The sequence below is a fragment of the Lentzea sp. NPDC055074 genome (genome assembly GCF_053608005.1).
Genome location: NZ_JBSGUQ010000003.1, coordinates 499366 through 525915 on the forward strand (window position 1 = coordinate 499366; position 26550 = coordinate 525915).

General features: G+C 70.3%; 21 protein-coding genes. 11 read left to right on the top strand and 10 right to left on the bottom strand.

Annotated features, from left to right (window positions below):
* Positions 1 to 6: 6 nt before the first annotated feature.
* From dinB to ACWF7A_RS09530, 3 genes are read right to left on the bottom strand one after another with little or no spacing between them, the layout of a single operon-like run.
* Positions 7 to 1197, bottom strand: coding sequence for a DNA polymerase IV (gene dinB / locus ACWF7A_RS09520; RefSeq protein WP_452249986.1), 1191 nt, complete (start codon positions 1195 to 1197; stop codon positions 7 to 9).
* A 30-nt stretch (positions 1198 to 1227) separates the two neighbouring features.
* Positions 1228 to 2190: a serine hydrolase domain-containing protein gene (locus ACWF7A_RS09525; protein ID WP_452249987.1), complete on the bottom strand. Its 963-nt coding sequence runs from the start codon at positions 2188 to 2190 to the stop codon at positions 1228 to 1230.
* Between the two features lie 9 nt (positions 2191 to 2199).
* Positions 2200 to 3528 (bottom strand): MFS transporter, encoded by a 1329-nt coding sequence (locus tag ACWF7A_RS09530; RefSeq protein ID WP_452249988.1) that lies wholly within the window; start codon positions 3526 to 3528, stop codon positions 2200 to 2202.
* Positions 3529 to 3695: 167 nt separating this feature from the next.
* On the opposite strand from ACWF7A_RS09530, the gene ACWF7A_RS09535 reads away from it, so the two are divergent.
* A complete protein-coding gene (locus tag ACWF7A_RS09535; RefSeq protein WP_452249989.1) occupies positions 3696 to 5276 on the top strand; it encodes a phospholipid carrier-dependent glycosyltransferase in 1581 nt (526 codons plus the stop codon).
* A gap of 131 nt (positions 5277 to 5407) precedes the next feature.
* Entirely contained in the window at positions 5408 to 7213 is a 1806-nt protein-coding gene (locus tag ACWF7A_RS09540) for a trypsin-like serine protease (protein WP_452249990.1), read from the top strand.
* A gap of 75 nt (positions 7214 to 7288) precedes the next feature.
* On the opposite strand, the gene ACWF7A_RS09545 is transcribed toward ACWF7A_RS09540, so the two are convergent.
* Together ACWF7A_RS09545 and ACWF7A_RS09550 are read right to left on the bottom strand one after the other, a co-directional pair.
* Complete coding sequence (locus ACWF7A_RS09545; RefSeq protein WP_452249991.1) at positions 7289 to 8821, bottom strand: S8 family serine peptidase; 1533 nt, start codon at positions 8819 to 8821, stop codon at positions 7289 to 7291.
* Positions 8822 to 8842: 21 nt separating this feature from the next.
* Positions 8843 to 10405, bottom strand: coding sequence for a S8 family serine peptidase (locus tag ACWF7A_RS09550; protein ID WP_452249992.1), 1563 nt, complete (start codon positions 10403 to 10405; stop codon positions 8843 to 8845).
* Between the two features lie 135 nt (positions 10406 to 10540).
* On the opposite strand from ACWF7A_RS09550, the gene ACWF7A_RS09555 reads away from it, so the two are divergent.
* The gene (locus tag ACWF7A_RS09555; protein WP_452249993.1) at positions 10541 to 13438 is read left to right on the top strand and encodes an ATP-binding protein; all 2898 of its coding nucleotides are present in this window, start codon (positions 10541 to 10543) and stop codon (positions 13436 to 13438) included.
* Here the strand turns inward: ACWF7A_RS09555 and ACWF7A_RS09560 are convergent.
* The 3 genes from ACWF7A_RS09560 to ACWF7A_RS09570 form a co-directional block, all read right to left on the bottom strand.
* Positions 13415 to 13747 carry a hypothetical protein gene (locus ACWF7A_RS09560; protein ID WP_452249994.1) on the bottom strand — a complete coding sequence of 111 codons (333 nt, stop codon included), beginning with the start codon at positions 13745 to 13747 and terminating at the stop codon, positions 13415 to 13417. The two genes, ACWF7A_RS09555 and ACWF7A_RS09560, sit on opposite strands and share 24 nt — an antisense overlap.
* 66 nt (positions 13748 to 13813) lie before the next feature.
* Entirely contained in the window at positions 13814 to 14425 is a 612-nt protein-coding gene (locus ACWF7A_RS09565) for a TetR/AcrR family transcriptional regulator (RefSeq protein ID WP_452249995.1), read from the bottom strand.
* Between the two features lie 5 nt (positions 14426 to 14430).
* Positions 14431 to 15726 (bottom strand): MFS transporter, encoded by a 1296-nt coding sequence (locus ACWF7A_RS09570; RefSeq protein WP_452249996.1) that lies wholly within the window; start codon positions 15724 to 15726, stop codon positions 14431 to 14433.
* A gap of 63 nt (positions 15727 to 15789) precedes the next feature.
* On the opposite strand from ACWF7A_RS09570, the gene ACWF7A_RS09575 reads away from it, so the two are divergent.
* A complete protein-coding gene (locus ACWF7A_RS09575) occupies positions 15790 to 16560 on the top strand; it encodes an SDR family NAD(P)-dependent oxidoreductase (RefSeq protein WP_452249997.1) in 771 nt (256 codons plus the stop codon).
* Here the strand turns inward: ACWF7A_RS09575 and ACWF7A_RS09580 are convergent, their stop codons facing one another.
* Positions 16561 to 16878: a bifunctional 3-phenylpropionate/cinnamic acid dioxygenase ferredoxin subunit gene (locus ACWF7A_RS09580; protein WP_452249998.1), complete on the bottom strand. Its 318-nt coding sequence runs from the start codon at positions 16876 to 16878 to the stop codon at positions 16561 to 16563. It lies immediately after the preceding gene.
* A 114-nt stretch (positions 16879 to 16992) separates the two neighbouring features.
* Here ACWF7A_RS09580 and ACWF7A_RS09585 point away from each other — a divergent pair, with 114 nt between their 5' ends.
* The 7 genes from ACWF7A_RS09585 (at position 16993) to ACWF7A_RS09615 (ending at position 25849) form a co-directional block, all read left to right on the top strand.
* Positions 16993 to 17775, top strand: a complete 783-nt coding sequence (locus ACWF7A_RS09585) for an IclR family transcriptional regulator (RefSeq protein ID WP_452249999.1) — start codon at positions 16993 to 16995, stop codon at positions 17773 to 17775.
* A 181-nt stretch (positions 17776 to 17956) separates the two neighbouring features.
* A complete protein-coding gene (gene glyA / locus ACWF7A_RS09590; protein ID WP_452250000.1) occupies positions 17957 to 19237 on the top strand; it encodes a serine hydroxymethyltransferase in 1281 nt (426 codons plus the stop codon).
* A 14-nt stretch (positions 19238 to 19251) separates the two neighbouring features.
* Positions 19252 to 20337: an S-(hydroxymethyl)mycothiol dehydrogenase gene (locus ACWF7A_RS09595; protein ID WP_452250001.1), complete on the top strand. Its 1086-nt coding sequence runs from the start codon at positions 19252 to 19254 to the stop codon at positions 20335 to 20337.
* Positions 20334 to 22781, top strand: coding sequence for a GcvT family protein (locus ACWF7A_RS09600; protein WP_452250002.1), 2448 nt, complete (start codon positions 20334 to 20336; stop codon positions 22779 to 22781). Before ACWF7A_RS09595 ends, ACWF7A_RS09600 begins: the two co-directional genes overlap by 4 nt.
* Positions 22778 to 23071: a hypothetical protein gene (locus ACWF7A_RS09605; protein ID WP_452250003.1), complete on the top strand. Its 294-nt coding sequence runs from the start codon at positions 22778 to 22780 to the stop codon at positions 23069 to 23071. The genes ACWF7A_RS09600 and ACWF7A_RS09605 overlap by 4 nt, the downstream gene beginning before the upstream one ends.
* A 15-nt stretch (positions 23072 to 23086) precedes the next feature.
* The gene (locus ACWF7A_RS09610; protein ID WP_452250004.1) at positions 23087 to 24217 is read left to right on the top strand and encodes an aromatic ring-hydroxylating oxygenase subunit alpha; all 1131 of its coding nucleotides are present in this window, start codon (positions 23087 to 23089) and stop codon (positions 24215 to 24217) included.
* A 90-nt stretch (positions 24218 to 24307) separates the two neighbouring features.
* Entirely contained in the window at positions 24308 to 25849 is a 1542-nt protein-coding gene (locus ACWF7A_RS09615; protein ID WP_452250005.1) for a BCCT family transporter, read from the top strand.
* Here ACWF7A_RS09615 and ACWF7A_RS09620 read toward each other — a convergent pair.
* Positions 25846 to 26505, bottom strand: coding sequence for a GntR family transcriptional regulator (locus ACWF7A_RS09620; protein ID WP_452250006.1), 660 nt, complete (start codon positions 26503 to 26505; stop codon positions 25846 to 25848). The two genes, ACWF7A_RS09615 and ACWF7A_RS09620, sit on opposite strands and share 4 nt — an antisense overlap.
* Positions 26506 to 26550: the final 45 nt, after the last annotated feature.

The following is a 26550-nucleotide window of genomic DNA, read 5'->3' on the forward strand; positions in this document are numbered from 1 at the left end:
CCAGGCCTAGTCCGGCAGCAGTGGCACGGAGATGCCCGGATCGCGGCCGGGCAGCGTCGCCCGCGTCACCGACCTGGACCCGAACCGGTCGCGCACCCCGTCCAGCGCGGCGTCGAGCGCCGCCGGTCTCCGCTCCTCGAACGGCAGCGCGAGCTGCATCGGCGCGTCGTTCTGCAGGTTCGTGAGCGACACCCCGAGCAACGTGATGCCCCGGCTCTCGATCAGAGGCATCGCGCCGCCGAGCAGGTCTTTCGCCGCCGCCAGCACCACCTCGGTCTCCGTCGTCGGGTGCCGCAGGGTGTGCGAGCGGGTCGCGCGCGTGAAGTCGGCGAACCGCAGGCGCAGCACCACGGTCCGGCACGCGCGCTCGGCCGTGCGCAGGCGCCGGGAGATGCCGTCGATCAGCGACGCGAGGATGGCGTCCAGGTCGTCACGGGTGCGTTCCCGGCGGCCCAGTGCGCGTTGCGAGCCGATCGAGCGGCGGCGCCGTCCTGTTCGGACCGGACGCGGGTCGTGGTTGTGCGCCAGCGCGTGCAGGTGCCTGCCTGCCGCCCGGCCGATCATCGACACGAGCGCGGCCTCCCCGAGCGCGGCGACCTCGCCAACCGTCCGCACGCCCAGGGCGTGCAGCTTGGCCGCCGTCACGTCGCCGACGCCCCACAGCCGTTCGACCGGCAGCGGGTGCAGGAACTCGAGCTCGTGGTCCGCCGGCACGACCAGCAGCCCGTCCGGCTTCGCGACCCCGCTCGCGACCTTGGCCAGGAACTTCGTCCGCGCCACGCCGACCGTGATCGGCAGGCCGACCTGTGCCAGCACGTCCGCCCGCAGTCGTGCGGCGATCACCTCCGGCGGCCCGGCGATCCGGTGCAGACCGCCGACGTCGAGGAACGCCTCGTCGATCGACAGGCCCTCGACCAGCGGCGTCGTGTCGCGGAACACCTCGAACACCGCCTTGCTGGCGGCGGAGTAGGCCGACATCCGCGGCGGCACCACGATCGCGTTCGGGCACAGCCTCCGTGCCGTCGCGCCGCCCATCGCCGTGCGCACGCCGAACGCCTTGGCCTCGTAGCTCGCGGCCAGCACGACGCCGCCGCCCACGATCACCGGGCGTCCCCGCAGCCGGGGCTCGTCCCGTTGCTCGACCGACGCGTAGAACGCGTCCAGGTCGGCGTGCAGGATCGGGGTGCTCACGAACACATGTTCGCATCCATCACCCGTTCAGAACAGTCACATCAGCGCACGAGCGATCGGCCAGGCTCCGCGGGAGGTGTTCGACAGGACGGTGACGGTGGTGCCGGTGTGCGGGTCGTGAGTGGACTTGAACGACGCGCCGGCGTCGTAGCCCGCGAGGATCACGGTGTCGTCGGTCTCGTGCAGCCAGAACCCGAGCCCGTACCGCAGCGACTCCTCCGGGACGTGGTGGCGCGGCTTCGTCACCACCTCGGCGTCGTCGCCGGCGAACAGCGCGCGCCAGAACTTCGACATGTCGCCCGCGGTGGTGTGGATGCCACCGTCCCCGGTCGCGAGCACCGGCAGGTGGAAGACGTTGGACCGGTCGCCGCCCTCCAGGTATCCCACGGCGGCGTCGGCGGGCAGCTCGTCGGACCGCAGGAAGGCGGTCCTCGTCATGTCCGCCGGTTCGAGCACCCGAGAGCGGACGAGGTCGTGGTAACCCTGCCCGCTGGCCCGTTCGGCGAGCAGCGCGAGCACCACGTAACCGCCGTTGCAGTAGCCGAACCGCTCGCCGGCCTTGAACTTCGTGGGGATCCCGTCGAGCAACGGCAGGTACGCCTCGGTCGTGGTCAGCACGTGCACCGCGCCGATCACGTAGTCGTCGGCCTCCCAGTCGCCTTCCTCGTCGAGGTAGTCGCCGATGCCGGACGTGTGCGTGAGCAGGTGCTCGACCGTCACGTCGTCGGCGATCAGCGGCAGGTCGTCGCCGAGCAGCGAACGGGCGGTGGTGTCGAGCGCCAGCTTTCCCTCGCGGACCAGCGAGAGCACGGTCAGCGCCGTGAACCCCTTGCCGCCGCTGGCGATGCCGAACCGGGTGTCCGGGGTGGTGGGCACGCCGTACGTCCGGTTGGCGAGCCCGTAGGCCTTCACGAACTCGATCTCCCCGGCGCGGTCGATCTGGACCACGCCGGAGAATCCGGTGTCCGAGGCGATCTTGTCGATGTCTCCCAACGGCATTCGCGCAGGCTAGCCCTGCGGCACCGGCTCGCCGAAACGGATTTTCCGCTGCAGCGCGAGAGGGAGCAGCACAATGATCGCGGCGAGCACGAAGCCGAGCTGGAACGAGCCTCCGGCCACGAGCAACGCCGCCGCGACCTGAACGCCCAGTGCCGCGCCGATCGCCCTGGCGATCCCGCACGTCGCCGAGGCCACGCCGGTGTCCTGCTCGCCGACCGAGGCGATCACGGCGGTGTAGGTGGCGGTCGCCGCGGTCCCGACACCGAGCCCGAGCGTCACCAGCATCCCCGCCGCGATCTGCCACGGCGTCTCGTGCCACCCGGCCAGGAACACCGTCCCGGCGGCGGTGAGCACGAGCCCCGCCACCAGCACGGCACGAGTTCCGGCACGCCGCACGAGCACCCCGGACAGCGGCCCGACCACGATCGCGACCAGGACGGTCGGGAAGAGGTGCAGGCTGATGTCGCTGGCCGACGCGCCGAGTCCGGAAAGCAGCTGTGGCACCAGGAAGTACGTCGCCGAGTAGCTCGCCCCCAGCGCTCCGGCCGTGATGCTCGCCGTCCACACCCCGCGGGTGCGCAGGATGCCCAGATCGACCATCGGATGCGCGGACCGCCGTTCGACCACCACCCACCCGGCGCCGAACGCGAGTGCCAGTACGAGCAGCACCCCGGCGGCGAAAAGTCCCTGCGGTGCCAGGAAAAGCGCCAGCATGAGCGTCGCGAGCGCCAACGCCAGCAGCGCTCCGCCCGGCCAGTCCAGCCGGGTGCGCCGGACGGTCTGCGGTCCGGGCAGCGCGAACGGCGCGACGAGTGCCACGGCGGCCACCGCCAGGGCGGGCAGCAGGAACATCCACTGCCGCGAGAAGGCGTCCGCGAGCGGTCCGGCGGCGAGCACGCCCAGACCGGTGCCGACGGTGAACAGCCCGGTGAGCACCCCGACCGCGACCGGTGTCGAGTCGCGGAAGAGCTGCCGTGCCAGGACGAACGCCACCGGCAGCACACCTCCGCCGAGACCTTGCAGGAACTGTCCCAGCAGGATCGCCGGGAACGACGTCGCGAACGCCGACAGCACGGCTCCGGCGACGATGCACCAGGTCAGCACGAGCAGGGTCCGCCGCGCGCCGCGGTCGTCGGCGATCTTCGCGACGATCGGCATGGTGATCGCCGACGTGATGATCAGCGTGGTGGACAGCAGGCCGGCCTGGGCCGGGTCGAGGCCGAGCTCGCGTTGCAGCAGGGGCAGCGCGGGGAACGGGATGCTTTCGAGCGCGCCGATCGTGACGGCCAGGGCGGCCAGGACCGTCATCGCGGGTCGGGTGGAGCTGAGAGTGGTCACGGCTGGTCTCCCTCGTCCGGGGGCCAGTAAAGCTACAACGTGTAGCTGAAATCCGACAGGGTCTTCCGCAACAATCTGTAGCGGAAGTGGTCGAGCAACCAAACCGGCGAGCGGCCCGTTTCGGGAAGTGTCGGGCTCGTCCACCCCCGTGAAAGGACCGAGCGGACTTGTCGCTCGCCACGATCCAGCGCCCTGCCGAGGTGCCCCTGCCGCCAGAGCGGGCACGCGCACCTCGGCGGTGGCTGTTCGTGCTGGCCGCCGCCGTGCTGCTGGCCCAGATGGCGATCGCGATGATCACCACCGCGGTGGAGCAGACGCCGACCGTCGACGAACCCGTCTACATCGGCGCGGCGGTCGTCCACCTGGAGGAGCACAGCCTCCGCTACAACCCGGAGCACCCGCCGCTCGGCAAGCTGATCATGGCGACCGGCCTCGCGTTCCTCGACGTCCGTCTCGACCCGGGATTCCAGGGCGACCAGGGTGAGCTGGGCCGGCACCTGCTCTACGAGTCGGGCAACGACCCCGGCGCGCTGCTGCTGGCGGCCAGACTGCCGATGATCGTGCTCACGCTGCTGTTCGGGCTGGTGGTGTTCCTGTTCGCCACGGACGTCACGACCCGATCGGGCGGCCTCGTCGCGCTGGCCCTGTACGCGTTCTCGCCGGACGTCATCGCGCACGGATCACTGGCCACGCTGGACGTTCCGGCGGCCGGGTTCCTGCTCACGTCGGTCTGGCTGCTCTGGCGGGCGCGCGCCGACCCCGCGCTCTACCTGCCCCTGGCGGGACTCGCGCTCGGCGCCGCACTCGCGACGAAGATGAACACCCTCGCCGCCGTCCCGGTGCTGCTGTTCCTGGTCTTCTGGCACGCACGGGTCAGGGCCGCGCTCGCCATGGTGCTGATCGCGATCGCCGTCGTGTGGGCGTCGTACCTCGCAGTGGATCCGTTGCTGCGCTGGGAGACCCCGCCCGACCTGCCCGGCGCGCCGCTCTGGTGGCTGCCGTTCCCGGAGCCCTACCTCGACGGGATGCGCGTCCAGCTGGGGTTCGAGCACCGCGTCTGGGGCGGCTACCTCTTCGGCACGCACTACGAGGGTTCGCACTGGTACTACCTGCCGGCCGCGTTGCTGGTGAAGACACCCGTGGGCGCCCTGCTGCTCTGGGCGGCGGGATCCGTCGCGATGATCAGGCGACCGGAGGCGGCGTACGTGCTCGCCCCCGCCGCCGCGCTGCTGCTGTTCGCGATGACGAGCGACCGCGACCTCGGCGTCCGGTACGCGATCTTCGTGCCGATGTTCCTCGCGGTCGCCGCCGCCGTGGTCGCCCACCGGCGCTACGCCGCGATCGCGGTCGCGCTGGTCGCCGCCAGTTCACTGTGGACGTTCCCGTTCTACCTGCCGTACTCCAACGAGGTGTTCGGCGGCCCGTCCAAGACCCACCTGCACCTGCACGACTCGAACGTCGACTGGGGCCAGGACCTCGGCAGGCTCGCCGACCGGCTGAAGCGCTACCCCAGCGAACGGAAGTGGCTCGTCTACAAGGGCTCCGGGGTGCCCGAGCACTACGGGATCCGCGCCGCCGACCCGCGCAAGGTCGCGCGGGACCAGGTGCACGGGCTGCTCGTCGTGTCCAACACGGCCATCGCCAAGGCCGACGACGCGTTGCGGGAGCTGATCGACACGAGCACGCCGATCGACGTGGTCGGCCACTCCATCACGATCTTCCGGAGAGCGCCGGCCAGCCCTAGGTAGCGAAAGTTCCGTACCCCTACGGATGCGGACCCTGATTGTTCCGCACGTGTCCTGCTCCGACAGTGATCGCAGCGAACGGCCCCCGTCCCTGCCCTGAGGTGGGCCGTTCCGAGATCCGGAGAGGAACCAACGTGACGAGAACACGGTCATGGGGCCTGGTGGCCCTGGTCGCGGCCTCGGTGCTGACGCCCGTCGGCATCGCGAACGCCGCACCGCCGAACGCCCCTGCGGCGAACTACCTGGGGGACACCGTCCCCGCCAACCTCGGTGACGCCTCGCCCATGTTCGTCGGCGGGCAGAACGCCACCGTGAGCGAGTTCCCCGGCATCGTCGCCGGCATCCGCGCCGGTGGCACCCGGCCGCAGGGCCAGACCTGCACCGGCACGGTCGTGGCGCCGCGCAAGATCCTGATCGCGGCGCACTGCGCCGACGCCCAGGGGGAGAAGAAGTTCGTCTACGGGCTCGACGACCTCAAGGACTACGACAACGGCAACGGCACCGGTTTCGCCGTGAACGTCGTCAGCTACAAGAAGCACCCGAAGTACGTCAACTTCGACCAGGGCTTCGACGTCGCCGTCGTGACCGTGGACCGCGACATCGCGCTCAAGGGCGGTGCCGCGTACCCGAAGTTCGCCACCTCCGCCGACGCGGGCGGTGCGGCGCCGGGCAAGACGGGCCTCGGTTTCGGCTACGGCAAGAAGGACTTCAACGACAACTCCGCCGACGTCACGCTCGACAAGGCGAGCCTGCCGGTCGTCAACGGCGACAGCGTCTGCCAGGGCGTCGGCGCGGGCTTCAAGTCGGCGACCATGATCTGCGCCGGGTACTCCGACGGCCGCATCTCGATCCTGCCCGGTGACAGCGGTGGCCCGCTGATCTTCGACGGCAAGATCTACGGCGTCGCGTCGTGGAGCCGGTCGGACTTCAAGTGGTACTCGATCTACGGCCGCCTCGACAACGAGATGGGCGACTGGGTCAAGACCGAGGTCGGCGAGCAGCCCCCGGTCGGCGACTTCGGGCTGACCGTCGCTCCGGGCAGCGGTTCGGTGGCGGCGGGCAGGACGATCTCCGCCGGCATCACCACCACCGCGGGCTCGGGTGGCGCGGAGAACGCCACGCTGTCGGCGAGCGGCCTGCCCAGCGGGGTGAAGGCGGTCTTCCAGCCGACGTCGGTCACCACCGGCAACTCGGCCAAGGTCACCTTCGACGCGAGCGCCTCGGCACCGAACGGCACCTACGAGGTCTCGGTCACCGGCACGACGTCGAGCGGCAAGACCGCGTCCGGCAAGTACTCGCTGACCGTCACCGGTGGTGGCGACCCGCAGCCGGGCGACTTCACACTGGGCGCCTCGCCGAGCAGCGTCAAGGCGGCCAAGGGCAAGTACGTCTCCACGACGATCTCGTCCGGCGGTGACGGCCAGACGATCACCCTGTCCGCGTCGGGTGTGCCCAGCGGCGTGAAGGCCGCGTTCCAGCCGGCGAGCATCAGTGCCGGCAGCTCGGCCAAGCTCACGCTGGACGTCTCCACCACCGCGACCGCCGGTACCTCCAGCATCACGGTCACCGGTACCGACGCGAACGGCAAGACGGCCACCACCACGGTGTCGCTGACGGTCGAGGGCTCCCAGGAGCCGCCGACCGGTGAGGTCACCGTGACGGCGACCCCGTCGTCCGCCACGGTCAAGCAGGGGCTGCTCGGCCAGACCCTGGTGAAGGCCTTCGGCGGCACCGGGAACCTGACGCTCACCGCGTCCGGCGTGCCCACGGGTGCCCAGATGTCGTTCAACCCGGCCACGGTCGGCCAGAACGGCAGCAGCAACGTCTGGATCTTCACCAACTTCTCCACCCCGCCCGGCACCTACCCGATCACCATCAAGGCCACCTCGGCCGACGGGAAGACCGGCACGACGACGTTCACGCTGACCGTCACCCGATAGCTCCCCTGGCAGGGGGAACGGGGAAGAGCCCCGGAGCCGAAAGGCTCCGGGGCTCTTCTCGTGCGCGGCAACCGGCTAGACCGTGAGGGTCCAGGAGTCGATGTTGCCGATGTCGTACGTGTAGACGTCCTTCACCTGGAGCTTCCAGGTGCCGTTGCGCGCCTCCGAGGACAGGTCGACGGTGTAGGTCTCGTGGACCCCCGCCGAGGACGAGGCGCCGCCCGCCTTCTTCAGCACGTACGACTTGCCCGACGGGCTGACCAGGTCGATGGCCAGATCACCGGTGTAGGTGTGGTTGATGTCGACCTTGACGGACGCCGAGGCCGTGGAGTTGCCGGTGCAGCCCGAGATCGTCACCGACGACGAGACCGCCGAACCGGTGTCCGGAATGGACACGTCGTCGCCGTTCGTGCCGGGACCGCACTGCGGGTCGGGGCCGCCGCCGACGAAACCGCTGTACAGCAGCTTGTTCGGCGAACCGGAACCCGGGTTGGTGACCTTGCCGGAGGTGGCGTTGTTCACCAGGGCGTCGCGCAGGGCCTGAGGGCTCGCGGACGGGTTGGCCGACAGGTACAGGGCCGCGACTCCCGCGACGTGCGGGGTGGCCATGGACGTGCCGGACATGTTCGTGCTGCCACCGTTCAGCCCCAGCGAGGTGATGTTGTCACCGGGGGCGAAGATGTCCGTGCAGGTGCCGTAGTTCGAGAACGAGGCACGCGCGTCGTTGGACGAGGTGGCGTTGACCGTGATCAGCGACGAGACCTTGGCAGGACCCGTCGAGCAGGCGTCGGTCGAGCTGTTGCCCGACGCGACCGCCATCTGCACGCCCGAGGCGACCATGCCGGCGATGGCGTCGTTGCCGATGTCGGCGGTGTCGAAGGTCCAGGAAGCGTTGACCACGGCGGGCTTCTGCGCGTTCGCCGTGATCCACTCGATGGCCTTGACACCGGCCGAGTCGGGGCCGCTGGTGCCACAACTGGTGCCGAGCATGCGGACCGAGACGAGCTTGGCCTTCTTGGCCACGCCCCAGGTCTTCGAGCCGACCGTCCCGGCCACGTGCGTGCCGTGACCGGAGCAGTCCTGACCGTTCTGGCCGTCCTCGATGAAGTCGGCGCCCACGGACGCACGTCCCTCGAAGTCGGCGATGTTCGTCTTCACACCGGTGTCGGTGATGTAGACCGTCACGTTCGACGCGCCACCGCTGGGGTAGGTGAACTTCTTGTCCAGCGGCAGGTTCGCCTGGTCGACGCGGTCGAGGCCCCACGTCGGGTTGGTCTGCACGTCGAGCGCCCGCGCGGTGCCGTCCTGGTAGACGGCCTTGACGGCCGGGTCGGCCGCCAGCCTCCGCGCCGCGGCCTCGGTCAGGTTCTTGACCTGGAAACCGCGCATGGCGTGGGAGAACACGGCGTCCAGGGAGCCGCCGTACTTCTGAGTGAGTGCCTGGGACGACGCCTGGATGGCGGCGCCGGGCTTCAACGACACGATGAAACTGCCGCCGGCCACGGGGTTCCCGGCCTTGACGAAGTCGCCCTCAGCGGCCTGTGCGGGGGTGACCAGCACGGCCGAGGCGAGCGCGAGAACGGCGAGCCCGCAGGTGGTGCGGTGCATGGGAAGTCCTTCCGGTGCTCGTCAGAACGTCAGGGTCCAGGTGTCGATGTTCCCGGCGTCGTAGGTCCAGACGTCGGTCACCTGCAACTTCCACGTGCCGTTGCGGTTCTCCGCGGAGGCGTCGACCGTGAAGGTCTCGTGCACACCGGCGGACGAGGTCGCGCCCTTGGCCTTCTTGAGGCTGTAGGTGGCGCCGGACGGGCCGACCAGGTCGATGGCGAGGTCAGCGGTGTAGGGGTGGTTGATGTCCACCTTCACCTTGGTGGCGGTCGAGGCCTTGCCCGTGCAACCGGTCACGCTGACGGACGAGGACACGGCGGTGTTGGTGTCCGGAATGGACACGTCGTCGCCGTTGGTGGCCGCGGCACACGGCTCGGGGTCGGGGCCACCGCCGCCGATGAAGCTGATGTTGAGCAGCTTGTTCGGCGAGCCCTGCAGGTCGGTGATCTTGCCGGTCGTGGCGTTGTTCACCAGTGCGTCGCGAACCTGGGCAGGGGTTGCGGACGGGTTCGCGGACACGTAGAGCGCGGCGGCACCCACGACGTGCGGGGTGGCCATCGAGGTGCCGCCCATGGACGTGGTGCCGCCGCCGTTCTTGGTCGACGTGATGTTCGAGCCGGGCCCGAAGAGGTCGACGCAGGAGCCCCAGTTCGAGGCCTGCCCGCCGGTGTAGATCGAGCGCTTGTCGGCCGAGTCGCTGGCGGCCACCGTGATGCCCTCCGGCACGCGGGCGGGCGAGGTCTGGCAGGCGTCGCCGTTGTTGTTGCCGGCCGCGAGACCGAACGTCACGCCCGCCGAGATCGCGCGCTTCACCGCGTTGTCCACAGTGGAGTCCGCACCGCCGCCGAGGCTCATGTTCGCCACCGCGGGCTTCTTGGCGTTCTGGGCGACCCAGTCGATGCCCTTGATGATCTGCGAGTACTGACCGTTGCCGGAGCAGTCGAGCACGCGGACCGCGACGAGGTTGACCTTCTTCGCCACGCCGTACGTCTTCGAGCCGACCGTGCCGGCGACGTGCGTGCCGTGGCCCTGGCAGTCCGACGCGTCGGCGTCGTTGTCGATGAAGTCGTAGCCGTCCTTGGCCCGGCCCTCGAACTCGGTGTGCTGCTTGTAGATCCCGGTGTCCAGGATGTACGCGGTCACGTTCGAGGCGGTGTTCGGGTAGGTGTACTTCGCGTCGACGGGCAGGTTCGCCTGGTCGATCCGGTCGAGGCCCCAGGTCGGGTTCGTCTGGGTGTCCGACATGCTCGCCCAGCCGTCCTGCTGCACGTAGGCCACCGCGGGGTCGGCGGCCAGGCGCTTCGCCGCCGCCTCGTCGAGCTTCACGGCGAAGCCGCGGACCGACGCGACGTAGGTGTTGCTGACCTTGCCGCCGTGCTTGCGGGCGAGGTCGAGCGCCTTCGCGTTGGTGGTGGGAGCGTCGCTCGCGCCGTCCTTGAACACGACGATGTAGCTGCCCGGGACGGGCCTGTCGGTCTTCTGGATCGACCCCGTCTGAGCGGACACGGGGCTGCTCACCGCCGCCGCGACGGCCAGACCGATACCGGCCGCCGCGAGCACGCGTGTTGTGCGATCGAGTCGCATCTCTGGTTCTCCGTTCTCGGCCGCCTCGGCAGGGGTGGGCGACCACGTGCCGATCACCATCGGTCGGCCCGGAACGACGAACAATCCGGATATCTCTACGTAGGGATACCCGTCTTTCACCTACCATCGGTGCGGATGAGCCGGACACCGAAGTCCAGGGCGCGGCGCTGCGACCCCAGCGGACTGATGCGCACGAGCTCGCCGGTGCTGGTGGGGCGAGGTGACCAGCTCGGCGCGCTGCGCGCCGCCGTGCCGAGCCACCCCGCGGTGATCATGATCGAGGGCGAGGCGGGCGTCGGGAAGTCACGCCTGGTGCGCGAGCTGCTGGACGCCGACCTGGGGCCGATCTCCGTCCTCATGGGCCACTGCCAGCCGGTGGGGGAGCCGTTCCCGTACGGCGCGGTGCTGGAGGCGTTGCGCGGCTGCACGGATCGCCTGGCGCGCAACCACTCGCGGCTGAGCCCGGTGGCGGGCGTGCTCGGCGCGCTGTTGCCGGAGCTCGCCGAGTACCTGCCGGAACCCCCTGCGCCGACCGGTGATCCGCGCGCCGACCGCCACCGGCTCTTCCGCGCTCTGCGTGAGCTGCTGGGCGTGCTCGGGCCGGTGCTGCTGGTCGTCGAGGACCTGCACTGGGCCGACGACGGGTCCCGGCAGTTGCTGCGGTTCCTGATGGGCGATCCGCCGGCCAATCTGTCCATCGTGGTCACGTACCGGCGCGAGGACGTGCCGGGCGGGATGCCGCTGGGGTCGGCGTACCGGCCGCCCACGGGGATCACCAGCGCGTTGCTCGAGCTCGAACCGCTCGACGTGGCCGAGGTGCGGGCGCTGACGTCCGCGATCCTCGACGGCGAGCCGGTGTCGGCGGAGTTCGCGGCCAAGCTGCACGAACGCACGGCGGGCATCCCGTTCGTGGTCGAGGAGACCTTGCGGGCATTGCGGAATCCCGCCGGTGCCGTGCACGCCGACGGTGCCACGGCGCGCCGGTTGCTCGACAACGTGGACGTGCCGGTGCTGCTGCGCGACGCCATGGCGGAGCGCCTCGCCGCGTTGCCCGAGGCGGCGACGAGGCTGGTCCAGGCCGCCGCCGTGCTGGGCGCGCCCGCGTCCGCCGAACTGCTCGGCGAGGTGGCGCAGATCAGTGAGAGCAGGGCGGCGTTGACGCACGCGCTGAGTGGGCACGTTCTGCACGAGGTCGACGCACGGCGGTACGGCTTCCGGCACGCGCTGGCGCAGCAGGCCGTCTACGACACTCTCAGTGGTCCCGACCGGCAGGAGCTGCACCACCGCGCCGTCGAGGTGCTGGACCAGGTCGAACCCCGTCCGCTCGTCCAGCTCGCCGAGCACAGCGAACGGGCCGGGCAGACGTCCGCGTGGCTGCGGTACGGCGAGGCCGCCGCGGACCGGGCCGTCGAGAACGGCGACGCCGGCACCGCGACCGCCCTGCTGCAACGCCTGCTGCTCGACCCGGCCGTGCCCGCCGCGGACGTCGACCGGCTCGCGATCAAGCTCGGCCAGGTCGCCCACCAGGGCCTCGACCAGCTGGACCCGACCGAGACGCTCGAACGGCTGTTGTCGGACCGGCGCCTGTCGACGTCCGCCCGCGGGCAGGTCCGCCACTACCGGGGCGTGTTGCTGATCCGGCAGGCGGGCGGCATCGAGGAGGCCCGCTCCGAGATCGAGCGGGCCGTCGCCGACCTGACCGAATGCCCGGACCTGGCCGCGCGGGGTGAGGCCGTGCTCGGCCTGTCGTACCTGGGCATGACGCCGATGAGCGAGGTCCAGCCCTGGCTCGACCGCATCAGCCGGGCCCGCGCGGCGGAGACCGACCTCGAGCAGAAGATGGCGCTCTACGCCAACGAGGTCGGCTCCAAGATGCACACCGGCGACCCGTCGGTGCTGGCGGAGTGGAGCTACGAACCCGCGACGACGTCCGGTGAGCTGCGTCAGCTGGCCCGCGCCCACTGCAACCTCGCCGACGCCATGACCACGACGGGCCACTTCGGCCAGTGCGCCGACCTGCTGCGCGACGGCCTGCGGTTCGCCGCCGAGTGCGGTGCCCCGTTCACCGCGAGCACCGCGCACGCGACGAGGGCCCGCCTCGACTGGCTGCGCGGCGACTGGGACGGTCTGGCCGTGCTGGCGCAGACCCTGCTCGACGAGTACCGGGACCTGTTTCCGCTGGCCAGCGAGCTGTGTCTGATCCTGGGGTCGCTCGCGACGGCGCGCGGCGAGTGGGCGGAGGCGACCGATCACCTGACCGAGACCGGAGCGTTCGCCCCCGAGGAGTCGATCGTCCCGGTCGCCGTCGCGGGCTGTGCGGCGCTCGCGCGGACCATGCTCGCGCAGGACGAGATCACCCGTGCCTGCGTGGACGTCGACCGGGGCCTGGCGATCGTGCGGGCCAAGGGCGTGTGGGTGTGGGCGACCGAGCTGGGCCCGGTCGCCGTGGCCACGTTCCTCGCGGCCGGGCGGGAGACCGACGCGGAGTCGCTGATCGACGAGATCGCCGCCGGGATCGAGGGCCGTGACGCGCCGATGGCGTTCGCCGCCCTGGCCTGGTGCCGCGGTCTGCTGGCGGAGGCACGCGGCCGGCTCGACGCCGCCGTGGCGCTGTTCCGCGAGTCCGTGGACCGCTACACCGCGCTGCCCGCGCCCTACTACGTCGCGCTGGTCGCCGAACGCGAGGCCGCCTGCCTGCTGCCGTCCGACCAGGAGAAGGCGGCGGAGATCCTGTCGGCGCTGGTGGACACGTTCGACGGCCTGGGTGCTACCCGGGACGCGGCCCGGTGCCGCCACCAGCTGCGCAGCATCGGCGGAGGCAAACCGTCGCGGCGCGGCCGGCGCGGGTACGGCGACGAGCTGTCGCCTCGTGAGCAGGAGGTCGCCCGGCTGCTGGTCGCCGGGCACACCAACCGCAAGATCGCGGACGTGCTGTTCCTGTCGCCGCGGACCGTGGAGCAGCACGCGGCACGGGTGCTGCGCAAGCTCGGGGTGTCGTCGCGGGCCGAGCTACAGGCCGAGGACCTCGCCTAGGTCGAGCCCGGTCGGCTCGCAGCTCTGGCGCCGCAGTTCGGCGGCGGTCCGCTCGTCCGTCACGGTGCCGACCGGGTCGGTGGACCCGATCGACGCGATCGCCGACCTGCGCGCCGCGGAGGACCTGTGGCTGCACGTCGACGGTGCGTACGGCGCGCTCTTCCTGATGCTGGAAGAGATGCGCGGGCCGACTCGGTCACCTTCGACCCGCACGAGCTGCTCTTCGCCTCGGTGGAGGCGGGCTGCCTGCTCGTGAGGGACTGCCGCTGCCGCACCCGTCACGCGGACCGCGGCGGGGAAACGGGGCATCCGCGCCTGCATCACCCACCACCGCACGACCGAGGCCGACGTCGACCTGGTCCTCGAACGGCTCCGCTAGTCGCGCCAGACGTCCGCGAGGTTCCGGTCGAACATCGTCGCGATCGACACCAGCGCGGCGCCGAGGTCGACGGTCTCCGGGTCGACGAGGGCCTGCAGGTGGATGCCGAGGAGCGCGCCGTTCAGCGCGACGGCGGCGGTGCGCTCCTGCTCGGTGGCCCTGCCGGGATCGACGCCGGCGGGCCGCTTCAACCGCAGCAGTTCCTCGATGCCCTCGCGCCTGCGGGAGAAGAACTCCCGGTACTGGTCGTGCACGACACCCCGGTCGCCGAGCGCCTCGACCAGGATCATGAACACCAGCGCGGAGTTGCCGGTGCGCAGCAGTTCCGCGGTCTCGCTGAACACCTCCGTCAACGACGGCGCGGTCTCGTAGCGCCCGGCTGGCCAGATGCGCGCGACGGCCCGTTCGACGACGGCCATCACGAGGCCGTCCTTGTTCTTGAAGTGCCACGGGATCGAGCCGCGGCTGATGCCCGACCGCTTCGCGATGTCCACAAAGGACGTCCGGTCGAACCCGCGTTCGGCGAAGAGCTCCTCGGCGGCGTCCAGGATGCGGCGGCGGCTCTCGTCGCCGATCTCGTCGATCCGGCGCGTCCCAGGGGAGGTCACGGCGATCATCGTACGACCCGCGCGATGTCGGCCGGCACGTGACGAGCCGTCGCGACCAGCACCAGCCCGGCGGCCACCGAGGCCGCCGGTGCCACCAGGGCCACGGCGACCTGGACGCCCCAGAGCTTCTCGGCCACGCTGGTGACGACCGCGCCACCGAGTCCGCCGACCGCCGCCGTGAAGACCCCGACGAGCCCGAAGGCCGTCGACCGGTGCTCCGCCGGCGTCACCGACGCCACGACCAGGCTGAGCGGGACGACGCCCGCGAACGTCATGGCCTGCACGACCACCCCGATCACCACGTACGTCGAGACGTCCGACGCGTACGCCTGCGCCGCGAACCCGATGCCCAGCACCGAAAGCGCACCTGCCGCGAGGTGCAGGCACGCCCGGGGACTGCGCCGGAACAGGCGATCGCTCGTCACCCCGCTGACCACGGCCCCCAGCAGCCCGCCGGCCGCGCAGGCCGACATGATCAGACCGCGGGCCACGGCGTTCTGCCCGTGGTGCTCCTCGAGGACGACGTTGAGGTAGATCGGCACGGTGATCACGGAGACGCCGAACGCGCCGAGTGCCACCACGACACCCACGAGCGTCGGGATCTTCCTCAGTTCCTTCACCGCGCCGCGCGGTGTCGCCGTGGAGTGCTCCCTGGCCGGTTCGGGCAGGCGCAGCGCGGCGAGTCCGAGCAGCAGCGCCGGCACGGCGAGGAACGCGAACGCCCATCGCCACGGTTCGTGCTCCTCGGGAACCAACGCCGCGAACGCCACCGCGAGCAGGGGACCGGCGACGATGCCGAGCGGCTGCCCGCCGCGATGCAGCCCGAGCACCCGCCCGCGCACCGCCGGTGGATAGGCGTCGACCAGCAACGACGACTGGATCGGCCCCTCGTTGGCCTTGCCGGCGCCCGCGATCACGCGGACCGCGACGGCCTGCCAGAGGTTCTGCACCAGACCGAACACCCCGGCCGCTGCGGCCCAGACGAGGGTCGCCACGCCCACGATCGACGTGCGGCGGTGCCGGTCGCCCAGCAGACCGAGGGGAAACGCGGCGACGGCCACCATCACGCCGGCCAGGGAGCCGACGACGCCGATGGCCCCGGTGCTGATGCCGAGCGACTCGCGGATCTCCGGCGCGAACACGACGAACATCACGCCGTCGGCGCTGTCCACGACCTGGAGGCCTGCCAGGACGCCGATGGTGGCCCGCCCGCCGGTGGAGAGGACCTGCCGGAGCGGCACCGAGGACCGCGGGTGCGCTGCTGGGCTCGCGGATTGTCCTTCGCGTGCTCTTGATGACATGCTGACCAGGCTACTGTGTCAGTCAACATAGAGATGTCAGATCAACATAGAGAGGGGGACCCCATGCGGGACTGGGCGGACTCGACGGCCTTCATCACCGGCGGGGCCAGGGGTATCGGCCTCGGCATCGCGCGGGCCCTGGCGAAGCGGGGAGTGCGGCTGGCGCTGGCCGACGTGCACGGACCCTCGCTGGAACGCGCCGCGCGGGAACTGGCCGCGGAGACCTATCTGCTGGACGTGCGCGACCGCGAGACGTTCGCGAAGGTCGCCGACGAGGCCGAGCGTGCGCTGGGGCCGGTGGACCTGCTGTTCAACAACGCCGGCATCGTGCCGCACGTCGTGGTCACCGACCTGACCTACGAGAAGTGGGACCTGGCCATGGCGGTGAACCTGACCGGCGTGATCAACGGGATCCAGACGTTCCTGCCGCGCATGATCGAACGCGGCGCCGGCTACGTCGTGAACACCGCGTCGGGGGCGGGCCTCGTGTCCGATCCGAACGTGCTCTACGCGACGGCCAAGTTCGCCGTCGTCGGCCTCTCGGAGTCGTTGCGGCTCACCACGTCCAAGCACGGCATCGATGTCAGCGTGCTGTGTCCGGGGCCGGTCGACACGGACATCGTCGCGAACACCAGGGCGTCGAGCTCCAGCGTCGGGTTGCGGGACGAGTTCGTGCCCGCCGTCGAGGAGTTCCTCCGCGGCGGGCCGGGCATCGACGAGGTGGGGGAGATGGTGGTGGCAGGTATGGAGAAGCGCTCGCCGTGGATCTTCACGGGCGACGACGTGCGGCCGCATCTGGAGCAGCGCATGGCGGCGCTGCTCGACGCGTTGTGATCAGGCGACGGCCTCTCGGCTGCCCGTGTCGATGTAGATGACGCCGTCCCGCACCACGACCGGATACGTGCGCACGGCCTTCTTGGCCGGCAGGCACGTCGGCACGCCGGTGCGCAGGTCGAAGAGGGCGGCGTGCAGCGGGCACTCGACGAAGCACCCCTCCAGCCAGCCCTCGGACAGCGAGGCGTCCTGGTGGCTGCAGGTGTCGTCGATCGCGTAGTACTCGCCGTCCGCGTTGAAGACCGCGATGGCGGGGTCGCCGGAGATGCGCAAGGACTCACCCGCGGGGAGTGCGTCCACGGCGCATGCGGTGATCATCAGAGAACCCTCCGTTGCGTATTACGGAACTATGTGTGCGATACGCAACAGCAGAATGGCTCAGGATCATGAACATCGTCAAGACGGGTTGCGCCAATCGGATACCGTTGCGTGATGAGCAACAACGGGGAGTTGCGCGACCCGGCGCTGGTGCAATCGGTCGATCGGGCGGTGGCGGTGCTCGAGCTGCTGGCCCGCAACGGGGAGGCGGGCATCACCGAGATCGCCGCCGAGCTCGGGGTGCACAAGTCCTCCGCGTCCAGACTCGTGTACACGCTCCAGACCCGTGAGCTGGTCGAACAGGACGGCGAACGCGGCCCCTTCCGGATCGGCATCGGCATGCTCCGCTTCGCGGGCGCCGTGACCGGGCAGCTCGACTACGTCCGGGTCGGCGGGCCGGTCTGCACCGAGCTCGCGGACCGGCTGGGCGAGACGGTCAACATCGCGATCCTCGACAGCGACGTCGCCCTCAACGTGAGCCAGGCGCGGGGCAGCTCGGCGGTCGCCGCGCAGAACTGGATCGGGCAGCGGACGCCGTTGCACGCCACGTCGAGCGGCAAGGTCCTGCTCGCCGCCGCGCCACCGGCCGAGCAGGAGCGCCTGCTGTCGGGGGAGCTGGAGTCCTGCGCGCCGCGCACGATCACCGATCCCGTCAAGCTGCGCTGCGTCCTGCGGCGCACGGCCGAGGACGGGTTCGCCACCTGCATGGAGGAGCTGGAGGCCGGGCTGCACGCCGTCGCGGTGCCCGTGTTCGGCTCGCAGGGGGACGTCGTGGCGGCGATCAGCGCCGCCGGTCCGGCCTACCGGCTCTCGCAGAAGCGCATGCCCGCGATCGTCGAGGAACTGCGCGTGGCGTCCCGCGACCTGTCGGTCCGCATGGGGCATCCCGTGCTGTGAAAGACCTTCACGAACGAAGAGCCCCCGGCCGCGGCCGGGGGCTCTTCCTCGTTTCGGATGCCTCCGTCCGTGCGACAAGGGCTTGACAACGGTCCTGCCGGGTCGCACCGTGATGCGCGCTGCAGTTGCATAATGCGAACCTGGTTGCGTATTACGGAACTCGCTCGGAAGGGTTGGCCCGTTGTCACTCTCCGTTCCCACCACCACAGTTCTGGACCAGCACCTGGACGACCTCGCCCCCGAGGTCGCCGCCGAGATCCGCGCCGAGCTGCGCCGCCAGCAGTCGACGCTGGAGATGATCGCCTCGGAGAACTTCGCGCCGGTCGGCGTGCTGCAGGCACAGGGCTCGGTGCTGACCAACAAGTACGCCGAGGGCTACCCCGGACGCCGCTACTACGGCGGGTGCGAGCACGTCGACGTCATCGAGGCGCTCGCGATCGAGCGCGTGAAGGCGTTGTTCGGCGCCGAGCACGCCAACGTCCAGCCGCACTCCGGCGCCCAGGCCAACGCGGCGGCGATGGCGGCGGTGCTCCAGCCCGGCGACACGATCATGGGCCTCGACCTCGCGCACGGCGGCCACCTCACGCACGGCATGCGGATCAACTTCTCCGGCCGTCTCTACAACGTCGTGGCCTACCACGTGGACCGCGAGTCCGGCCGCGTCGACATGGCCGAGGTCGAACGGCTGGCGCGCGAGAACGAGCCGAAGCTGATCATCGCCGGCTGGTCGGCCTACCCGAGGCAGCTCGACTTCGCCGAGTTCCGCCGCATCGCCGACCTCGTCGGCGCCAGGCTCATGGTCGACATGGCGCACTTCGCCGGTCTCGTCGCGGCGGGCCTGCACCCGAACCCCGTGCCGTTCGCCGACCTCGTCACGACCACCACCCACAAGACCCTCGGCGGACCGCGCGGTGGCGTGATCCTGTCGACCCGGGAGCTGGCCAAGAAGGTCGACTCGACCGTGTTCCCCGGCCAGCAGGGCGGGCCGCTCCAGCACGTGATCGCGGCCAAGGCCGTCGCGTTCAAGGTCGTGGCGGGCGAGGAGTTCCGCGAACGCCAGCAGCGCGTCCTCGAAGGCGCCGCCATCCTCGCCGCACGCCTCTCGCTGCCCGACTGCGCCCAGGCCGGCGTGAAGGTGCTCTCCGGCGGCACCGACGTGCACCTGGTGCTGGTGGACCTGGTCGAGTCCTCATTGGACGGCAAGCAGGCCGAGGACCGCCTGCACCGCATCGGGATCACCGTCAACCGCAACGCCGTCCCGTTCGACCCGCGCCCGCCGATGGTCACGTCCGGCCTGCGCGTCGGCACCCCCGCGCTCGCCACCCGCGGCTTCACCGCCGGCGACTTCACCGAGGTCGCCGACGTCATCGCTTCCGCGTTGCAGCCCGAGTTCGACGAGGGCGACCTGCTCGCCCGCGTCGACGGCCTGGCCGCGAAGCACCCCCTCTACCCCCACCTCTGACAGGAGCATTCGACGTGGCACATGCGGTGAACGGTGTCGTGGCCAGGGGGCGTGGGGCCAGGGTCTCGGTCGAGACCGTCCTCGTGCCGGATCCCGGCCCCGGCGAGGCGCTGGTGAAGGTGCGGGCCTGCGGGGTCTGCCACACCGACCTGCACTACCGGGAGGGCGGGATCAACGACGAGTTCCCGTTCCTGCTCGGGCACGAGGCGGCCGGGGTCGTGGAGGCCGTCGGCGAGGGCGTGACCGACCTCGAGCCCGGTGACTTCGTGATCCTCAACTGGCGCGCGGTGTGCGGGTCGTGCCGCTCCTGCCTGCGCGGCCGTCCGCAGTACTGCTTCAACACCCACAACGCCTCGCAACCCATGACGTTGCAGGACGGCACACCGCTGTCGCCCGCGCTGGGCATCGGCGCGTTCGCGGAGAAGACGCTGGTCCACTCCGGACAGTGCACGAAGGTGAACCCCGCGGCACCGGCGGAGGTCGCGGGCCTGCTCGGCTGCGGCGTGATGGCGGGCATCGGCGCCGCGATCAACACCGGCGGCGTCACCCGCGGCGACAGCGTGGCCGTGCTCGGCTGCGGCGGTGTCGGGGACGCGGCCATCGCGGGCGCCCGGCTCGCCGGTGCGCGCACGATCATCGCCGTCGACCTCGACGACACGAAACTCGAGTGGGCGCGGGGCTTCGGCGCCACGCACACGGTCAACGCCCGCGAGAAGGACGTCGTCGAGTCGATCCGCGAGCTCACCGAGGGCAACGGCGCCGACGTCGTGATCGACGCCGTCGGCCGTCCCGAGACCTTCCAGCAGGCGTTCTACGCCCGTGACCACGCCGGCCTCGCCGTGCTGGTCGGTGTGCCGACACCGGACATGAAGCTCGAACTGCCGTTGATCGACGTGTTCTCGCGCGGTGGTGCGGTGAGGTCGTCCTGGTACGGCGACTGCCTGCCGTCCCGCGACTTCCCGATGCTCATCGACCTCTACCTGCGGGGAAGGCTCGACCTCGGCGCGTTCGTCTCGGAGACGATCGGGCTGGGCGACGTCGAGAAGGCGTTCGAGGACATGCACCACGGCCGCGTCCTGCGTTCGGTGGTGGTCCTGTGAGCCAGCCGAGAGTCGTCCTGATCGGCGCGGGCATCGTCGGATGTGCGCTCGCCGACGAACTCACCGCGCGGGGCTGGACCAACGTCACCGTGCTCGAACAGGGACCGCTGTTCGCCACCGGCGGCTCCAGCTCGCACGCACCGGGCCTGGTCTTCCAGACCACCGGCTGCAAGACCATGACGTCGTTCGCCAAGTACACCGTCGAGAAGTACACGGCGCTGACGATGGACGACAAGTGGTGCTTCCAGCAGGTCGGCGGGCTGGAGGTCGCCACCACGCCGGAACGCTGGACGGACGTCAAGCGTCGCCACGGCTGGGCGACGGCGTGGGGCGTCGAGAGCTTCCTGCGCGACCCCGAGGAGTGCGCGCGGCTGCACCCGCTGCTCGATCCGTCGAAGATCCTCGGCGGCTTCCACATCCCGACCGACGGCATCGCCAAGCCGTTGCGCGCAGCAGAGGCCCAGGCACGCCGGGCGATGGAGCGCGGCGCGAAGTTCCTGGCACACCACAAGGTCACCGGCGTCGAACGCAACGGCCGCCGCGTGAAGGCCGTCGTCACCGAGAACGACACGTTCCCGGCCGACGTCGTCGTGTCGTGCGTCGGCATGTGGGGCCCGCGGATCGGCCGGATGGTCGACCTCGACATCCCGCTCGTCCCGATGGCCCACCAGTACGCGAAAACGGCGCCCCTGCAGGCGTTGAAGGGCGTCAACACCGAGCTGTCCGAGATGTCGAAGCCGTTGCTGCGCCACCAGGACGCCGACCTGTACTTCCGCGAGCACGTCGACCGCGTCGGCATCGGCGCCTACGGGCACCGGCCCATGCCGATCTCCGCGGACGACATCCTCGACTTCGACGTGGCACCGACCATGCCGTCCGAGATCGCGTTCACCCCCGAGGACTTCGAGACCTCCTGGGAAGCCGCCGTCGACCTGCTCCCGGTCCTGCGCGACTCGAAGGTCGAGGAGGGCGTCAACGGCCTGTTCTCCTTCACCCCCGACGGCAACCCTCTGCTCGGCGAACACCCCGGCCTGCAGGGGTTCTGGGTCGCCGAGGCTGTGTGGATCACGCACTCCGCCGGTGTGGCGAAGGCGATGGCCGAGTGGCTCGTCGACGGGCAGCCGGAGATCGACCTGCACGGCTGCGACCTCAACCGGTTCGAGGACGTCCAGCGCTCGCCCGGATATGTGCACGAACGCAGCTGCCGGGCGTTCGTCGAGGTCTACGACGTGCTGCACCCGTTGCAGCCCGCCGAGAACCCGCGGCCGCTGCGCACCAGCCCGTTCTACGAGCGGCAGCAGGAGCTCGGCGCGGTGTTCCTGGAGGCCTCGGGCTGGGAGCGGCCGCACTGGTACGAGGCCAACGCCTCACTGCCCGAGGTCGCGGAGATCCCCGAGCGCAACGAGTGGGCGTCGCGGTTCTGGTCGCCGATCGCCGGTGCCGAGGCTCTGGTGGCGCGCAAGCGGGTCGCGATGTTCGACATGACCGCGTTGAAGCGGCTGGAGGTCACCGGCCCGGAGGCGCTGACGTTCCTGCAGACCATGACCACCAACCAGCTCGACCGCAAGCCCGGCGCGGTCGTCTACACGTTGCTGCTCAACGAGGACGGGGGAGTGCGCAGCGACCTGACCATCGCCCGGCTCGGCGAGAACCGGTTCCAGGTCGGTGCGAACGGCCCGCTCGACCTCGACTGGCTGCGCCGGCGCATGCCCCCCAACGGCGGCGTGCACATCACCGACATCACCCCCGGCACCTGCTGCATCGGCCTGTGGGGACCGGAAGCGCGCAACCTGCTGCAGCCGTTGACGAAGACCGACTTCTCGCACGAGGGCATGGGCTACTTCAAGGCCAGGGAAGCCTTCATCGGCGAGGTACCGGTCACTGCGATGCGCCTGTCGTACGTCGGTGAGCTCGGCTGGGAGCTCTACACGACGGCCGACATGGGACGGCGTTTGTGGGACACGCTCTGGGAGGCCGGGCAGCAGCACGGCGTCATCGCCGCCGGCCGCAGCGCGTTCACCAGCATGCGGCTGGAGAAGGGCTACCGCTCGTGGGGTGCGGACGTGACCACCGAGCACGACCCGTTCGAGGCGGGGCTGGGCTTCGCGGTCCGGATGAACAAGGGCTACTTCCACGGCCGCCAGGCCCTGGAGGGAAAGTCGGAGGAGACCGTCACCCGCAAGCTCACCTGTCTGGTCATCGACGACGACCACCAGGTGGTGATGGGCTCGGAGCCGGTGTTCGCCGGTGGCCTGCCCGTCGGGTACGTCACCAGCGCGGCACGGGGCTACTCGATCGGCAAGAACATCGCGTACGCCTGGCTGCCCGCTGAGGTAGCGACCGAGGGAACGGCCGTCGAGATCGAGTACTTCGGCGACCGCGTCCGGGCCGTCGTGGCGTCCGAACCGCTCTTCGACCCCAAGATGACGCGGATCCGCTCATGACCCACGACGTGATCGTCATAGGGCTCGGCGACCTCGGCGGGGCGGCCGCACACCGCCTCGCCGCGCGCGGACTGCGGGTGCTCGGGCTCGACAGCCGGTCGCAGGCCGAGCTGCCGAGCTCCGACGACGCCTTCCGCGCCGGTGCCGACCTGCGCTTCGAGGAGACGGTGATCGACTTCCACGTCGAACCGTCCGGAACGGGTGCGCGCGTGCTGACGCGGTCGAGCACCCACGCCGCACCGCTGCTGGTCATCTGCGCCGGCACCGACGCGCGATCTCTCCTCCTCTGACCTCACGGAGCCACCATGACCGCGACCGAACTGCCGGGAAGCCTGATCCCCACGCTGCCCGGCCACACCTACACAGACCCGGCGATCTTCGAGCTGGAACAGCAGAACATCTTCGAGCAGATGTGGTTCTGCGCCGTCCGCAGCGCCGACCTGCCCGACGCCGGCAACTTCCGGACCGTCCAGATCGGCCGCGAGAGCGTGCTCGTGACCCGTGCGCGTGACGGCTCGCTGCGCGCGTTCCTCAACATCTGCCGGCATCGCGGCGCGAAGCTCTGCGTCGAGGAGACCGGCACGGTCAAGCGCAACTTCCAGTGCCCGTACCACGCCTGGACCTACGGCCTCGACGGCAAGCTCGTCGCCGCGCCGAACCTCACGTCGATGCCGGACATCGACCGCGTCGAGTACGGCCTCAAGACCGTGCACCTGCGCGAGTGGCTCGGCTATGCGTGGATCTCGCTCGCGGACGAGCCCGCGTCGTTCGAGGAGACGGTGCAGCAGGACGTGCGGGAGCGCCTGGGCAACCTCGACGCGATCGGCAACTACCAGGTCAGCGAGCTCGACCTGGGTCGCCGGATCACCTACGACGTCAAGGCCAACTGGAAGCTCATCATCGAGAACTTCATGGAGTGCTACCACTGCGCGACGATCCACCCCGAGCTGACGGAGGTCCTGCCGGAGTTCGCGGACGGGTACGCCGCGCAGTACTACGTCGGGCACGGGGCGGTGTTCGGCGAGGAGATCAAGGGCTTCACGATCGACGGCGGCGAGGGCTTCGCGAACCTGTCCGGAGTGGACTCCGAGCAGGATCGCCGCTACTACGCGATCACCGTGCGGCCGCAGGTGTTCATCAACCTCGTGCCGGACCACGTGATCATCCACCGGATGTACCCGATGGCCGCCGACCGCACGATCGTCGAGTGCGACTGGCTCTACGCCAAGGACGTCGTCGCCACCGGCAAGGACGTGTCGCGGTCCGTCGAGCTCTTCCACCGCGTCAACGAGCAGGACTTCGAGGCCTGCGAACGGTGCCAGCCCGCCATGTCGTCCCGCGCGTACCGGGACGGCGGGGTGCTGGTGCCGTCGGAGCACCACATCGGTGAGTTTCACGACTGGGTGCAGAAGAAGCTGACCAAGGGGAACGCGTAGAGGGGCAACTCGACGAAGAGGTGGTAGCCAGTGACCGTCAAACCCGAACAGACGTTCTTACCCACCACGAGATCCCACACCGACCGTGTCGTGTTCACGGTCTCCGCGGCGGTCGCCTCGGCGTTCCTCGCCTGGGGGATCATCGGCACGGACAGCCTCGGCACCGTCTCCAAGGCGGTGCTGGGCTGGGTCATCCGCAACACCGGCTGGGCGTTCCTCACCGCGGCCACCGGGTTCGTGATCTTCGCGCTCTGGCTGGCCTTCAGCAAGTACGGCAGGATCCCGCTCGGCCAGGACGGCGAGCGGCCGGAGTTCCGGACGATCTCGTGGGTCGCGATGATGTTCAGCGCGGGCATGGGCATCGGCCTGATGTTCTACGGCGTCGCGGAACCGCTGGCGCACTTCGTGAAGCCACCACCCGGCTCGGTCGAGGGCGGCACGGACGCGGCGATCGACGTCGCGATGGCCACGTCGCTGTTCCACTGGGCGATCCACCCGTGGTCGATCTACGCGGTCGTCGGGCTCGCCATCGCCTACGGCACGTTCCGGCGTGGCCGCAAGCAGCTCATCAGCGCCATGTTCGCCCCGCTGTTCGGGGACCGCGTGTCGGAGAGGCCGCTGGGCCGGCTGATCGACGTGCTGGCGATCTTCGCGACGCTGTTCGGTTCAGCCGCGTCGCTGGGCCTCGGCGCGTTGCAGATCGGCAGCGGGCTGAAGGCGGGCGGGTTCGTCCGCGAGAACCCCGGTGTCGGCGTGCTGATCGGCATCATCGCGGTGCTGACGGGGGCGTTCGTGGCGTCGGCCGTCTCCGGTGTGGCCAAGGGGATCCAGTGGTTGTCGAACATCAACATGGTGCTCGCGACCCTGCTGGCGGTGTTCGTGTTCGTCGTCGGGCCGACGGTGCTGATCCTGAACCTGGTGCCCGCGGCCGTCGGGGACTACTTCCGGGACATGGGGGAGATGGTCTCCCGTTCGGCGGGCACAGGCGGGAACGCCATGGAGACGTGGCTGTCCGGCTGGACGATCTTCTACTGGGCGTGGTGGATCTCGTGGACGCCGTTCGTCGGCATGTTCATCGCGCGCATCTCCCGCGGCCGCACGATCAAGCAGTTCGTCAAGGGCGTGATCCTCGTGCCGTCGGTCGTGAGCCTGGTCTGGTTCGCGATCATGGGTGGCACGGCGATCTCGGTGCAGCGCGAGGGCACCGACCTCGCGGGCGCGGCGAACCCCGAGTCCCAGCTCTTCGGGGTGCTCGGCCAGTTCCGGCTCGCGGCCGTCGCCGGGGTGGTCGTGATGGTGCTCGTGGCGATCTTCTTCGTCTCCGGTGCCGACGCGGCCTCGCTGGTGATGGGCACGTTGTCGCAGCGCGGGGACGGCGAACCGCATCGGCGGCTGGTCGTGTTCTGGGGCGTGGCGACCGGTGGTGTGGCGGCCGTGATGCTGCTCGTCGGCGGGGGAGGAGCGACCGCGCTGACCGGGTTGCAGAACCTCACGATCATCGCCGCGGCGCCGTTCGCGGTGGTCATGGTCGTGGCGTGCGTCGCGCTGGTGAAGGACCTGCGCAGCGACCCGCTCGTCCAGGGGGTCGTGGCTCGGAACGTTGACGGGCAACGTTCCGAGCCACGCCCCTAGATCAACGCGCGGATCGCCCGCTCGAAACCGACGACGTGCTGCGAAGCCAGCTCGCTCGCCTTCTTCGCGTCCCCCTCGATGATCGCGGTGAGGAGTGGCACGTGTTCGTCGACGTGACCGGCCATCCCGGACAGCCGGGGCAGGAAGACGCACCAGATCCGGGTGGCCAGGTTGTCGTAGGAGATCAGGGTGTCCTCGAGGAACGGGTTGTGCACGCACCCGTAGATCGCGCGGTGGACGCCGACGTCGGTGCGCAGCAGTTCCGTGTTGTCACCTGTCGGCGCCGCCGTGTCGAGCTGCGAGCGCAGTTCGGTCAGGGCGGTCCGGTCGGCGGGCGTGGCGCGTTCGGCCGCCGCTGCCGACGCCAGGGGTTCCAGCGTCCGGCGGACCTCGGAGATGTGGGAGAGGTCGGAGATGTTCACATCGGTCGCGAACGTGCCGCGGCGCGGAAAGGCGACGACGAGCCGTTCCTGCTCCAGTCGTTTCAACGCCTCGCGGATCGGGGTGCGGCCGACGCCGAGCTCGGTGCGCAGCCGCTCCTCGTTGATGGGCTCACCGGGCTTGATCTCCAGCATGACCAGGCGGTCTCGCAGGACGGCGTACGCCTGCTCGGTGAGTGAGACGGAGGCGGGCTCGTCGTTGACCCGTGCGTTCATGTGACCTACTGTAACGCACAGACTGATATATCAGGAGTCGACCAG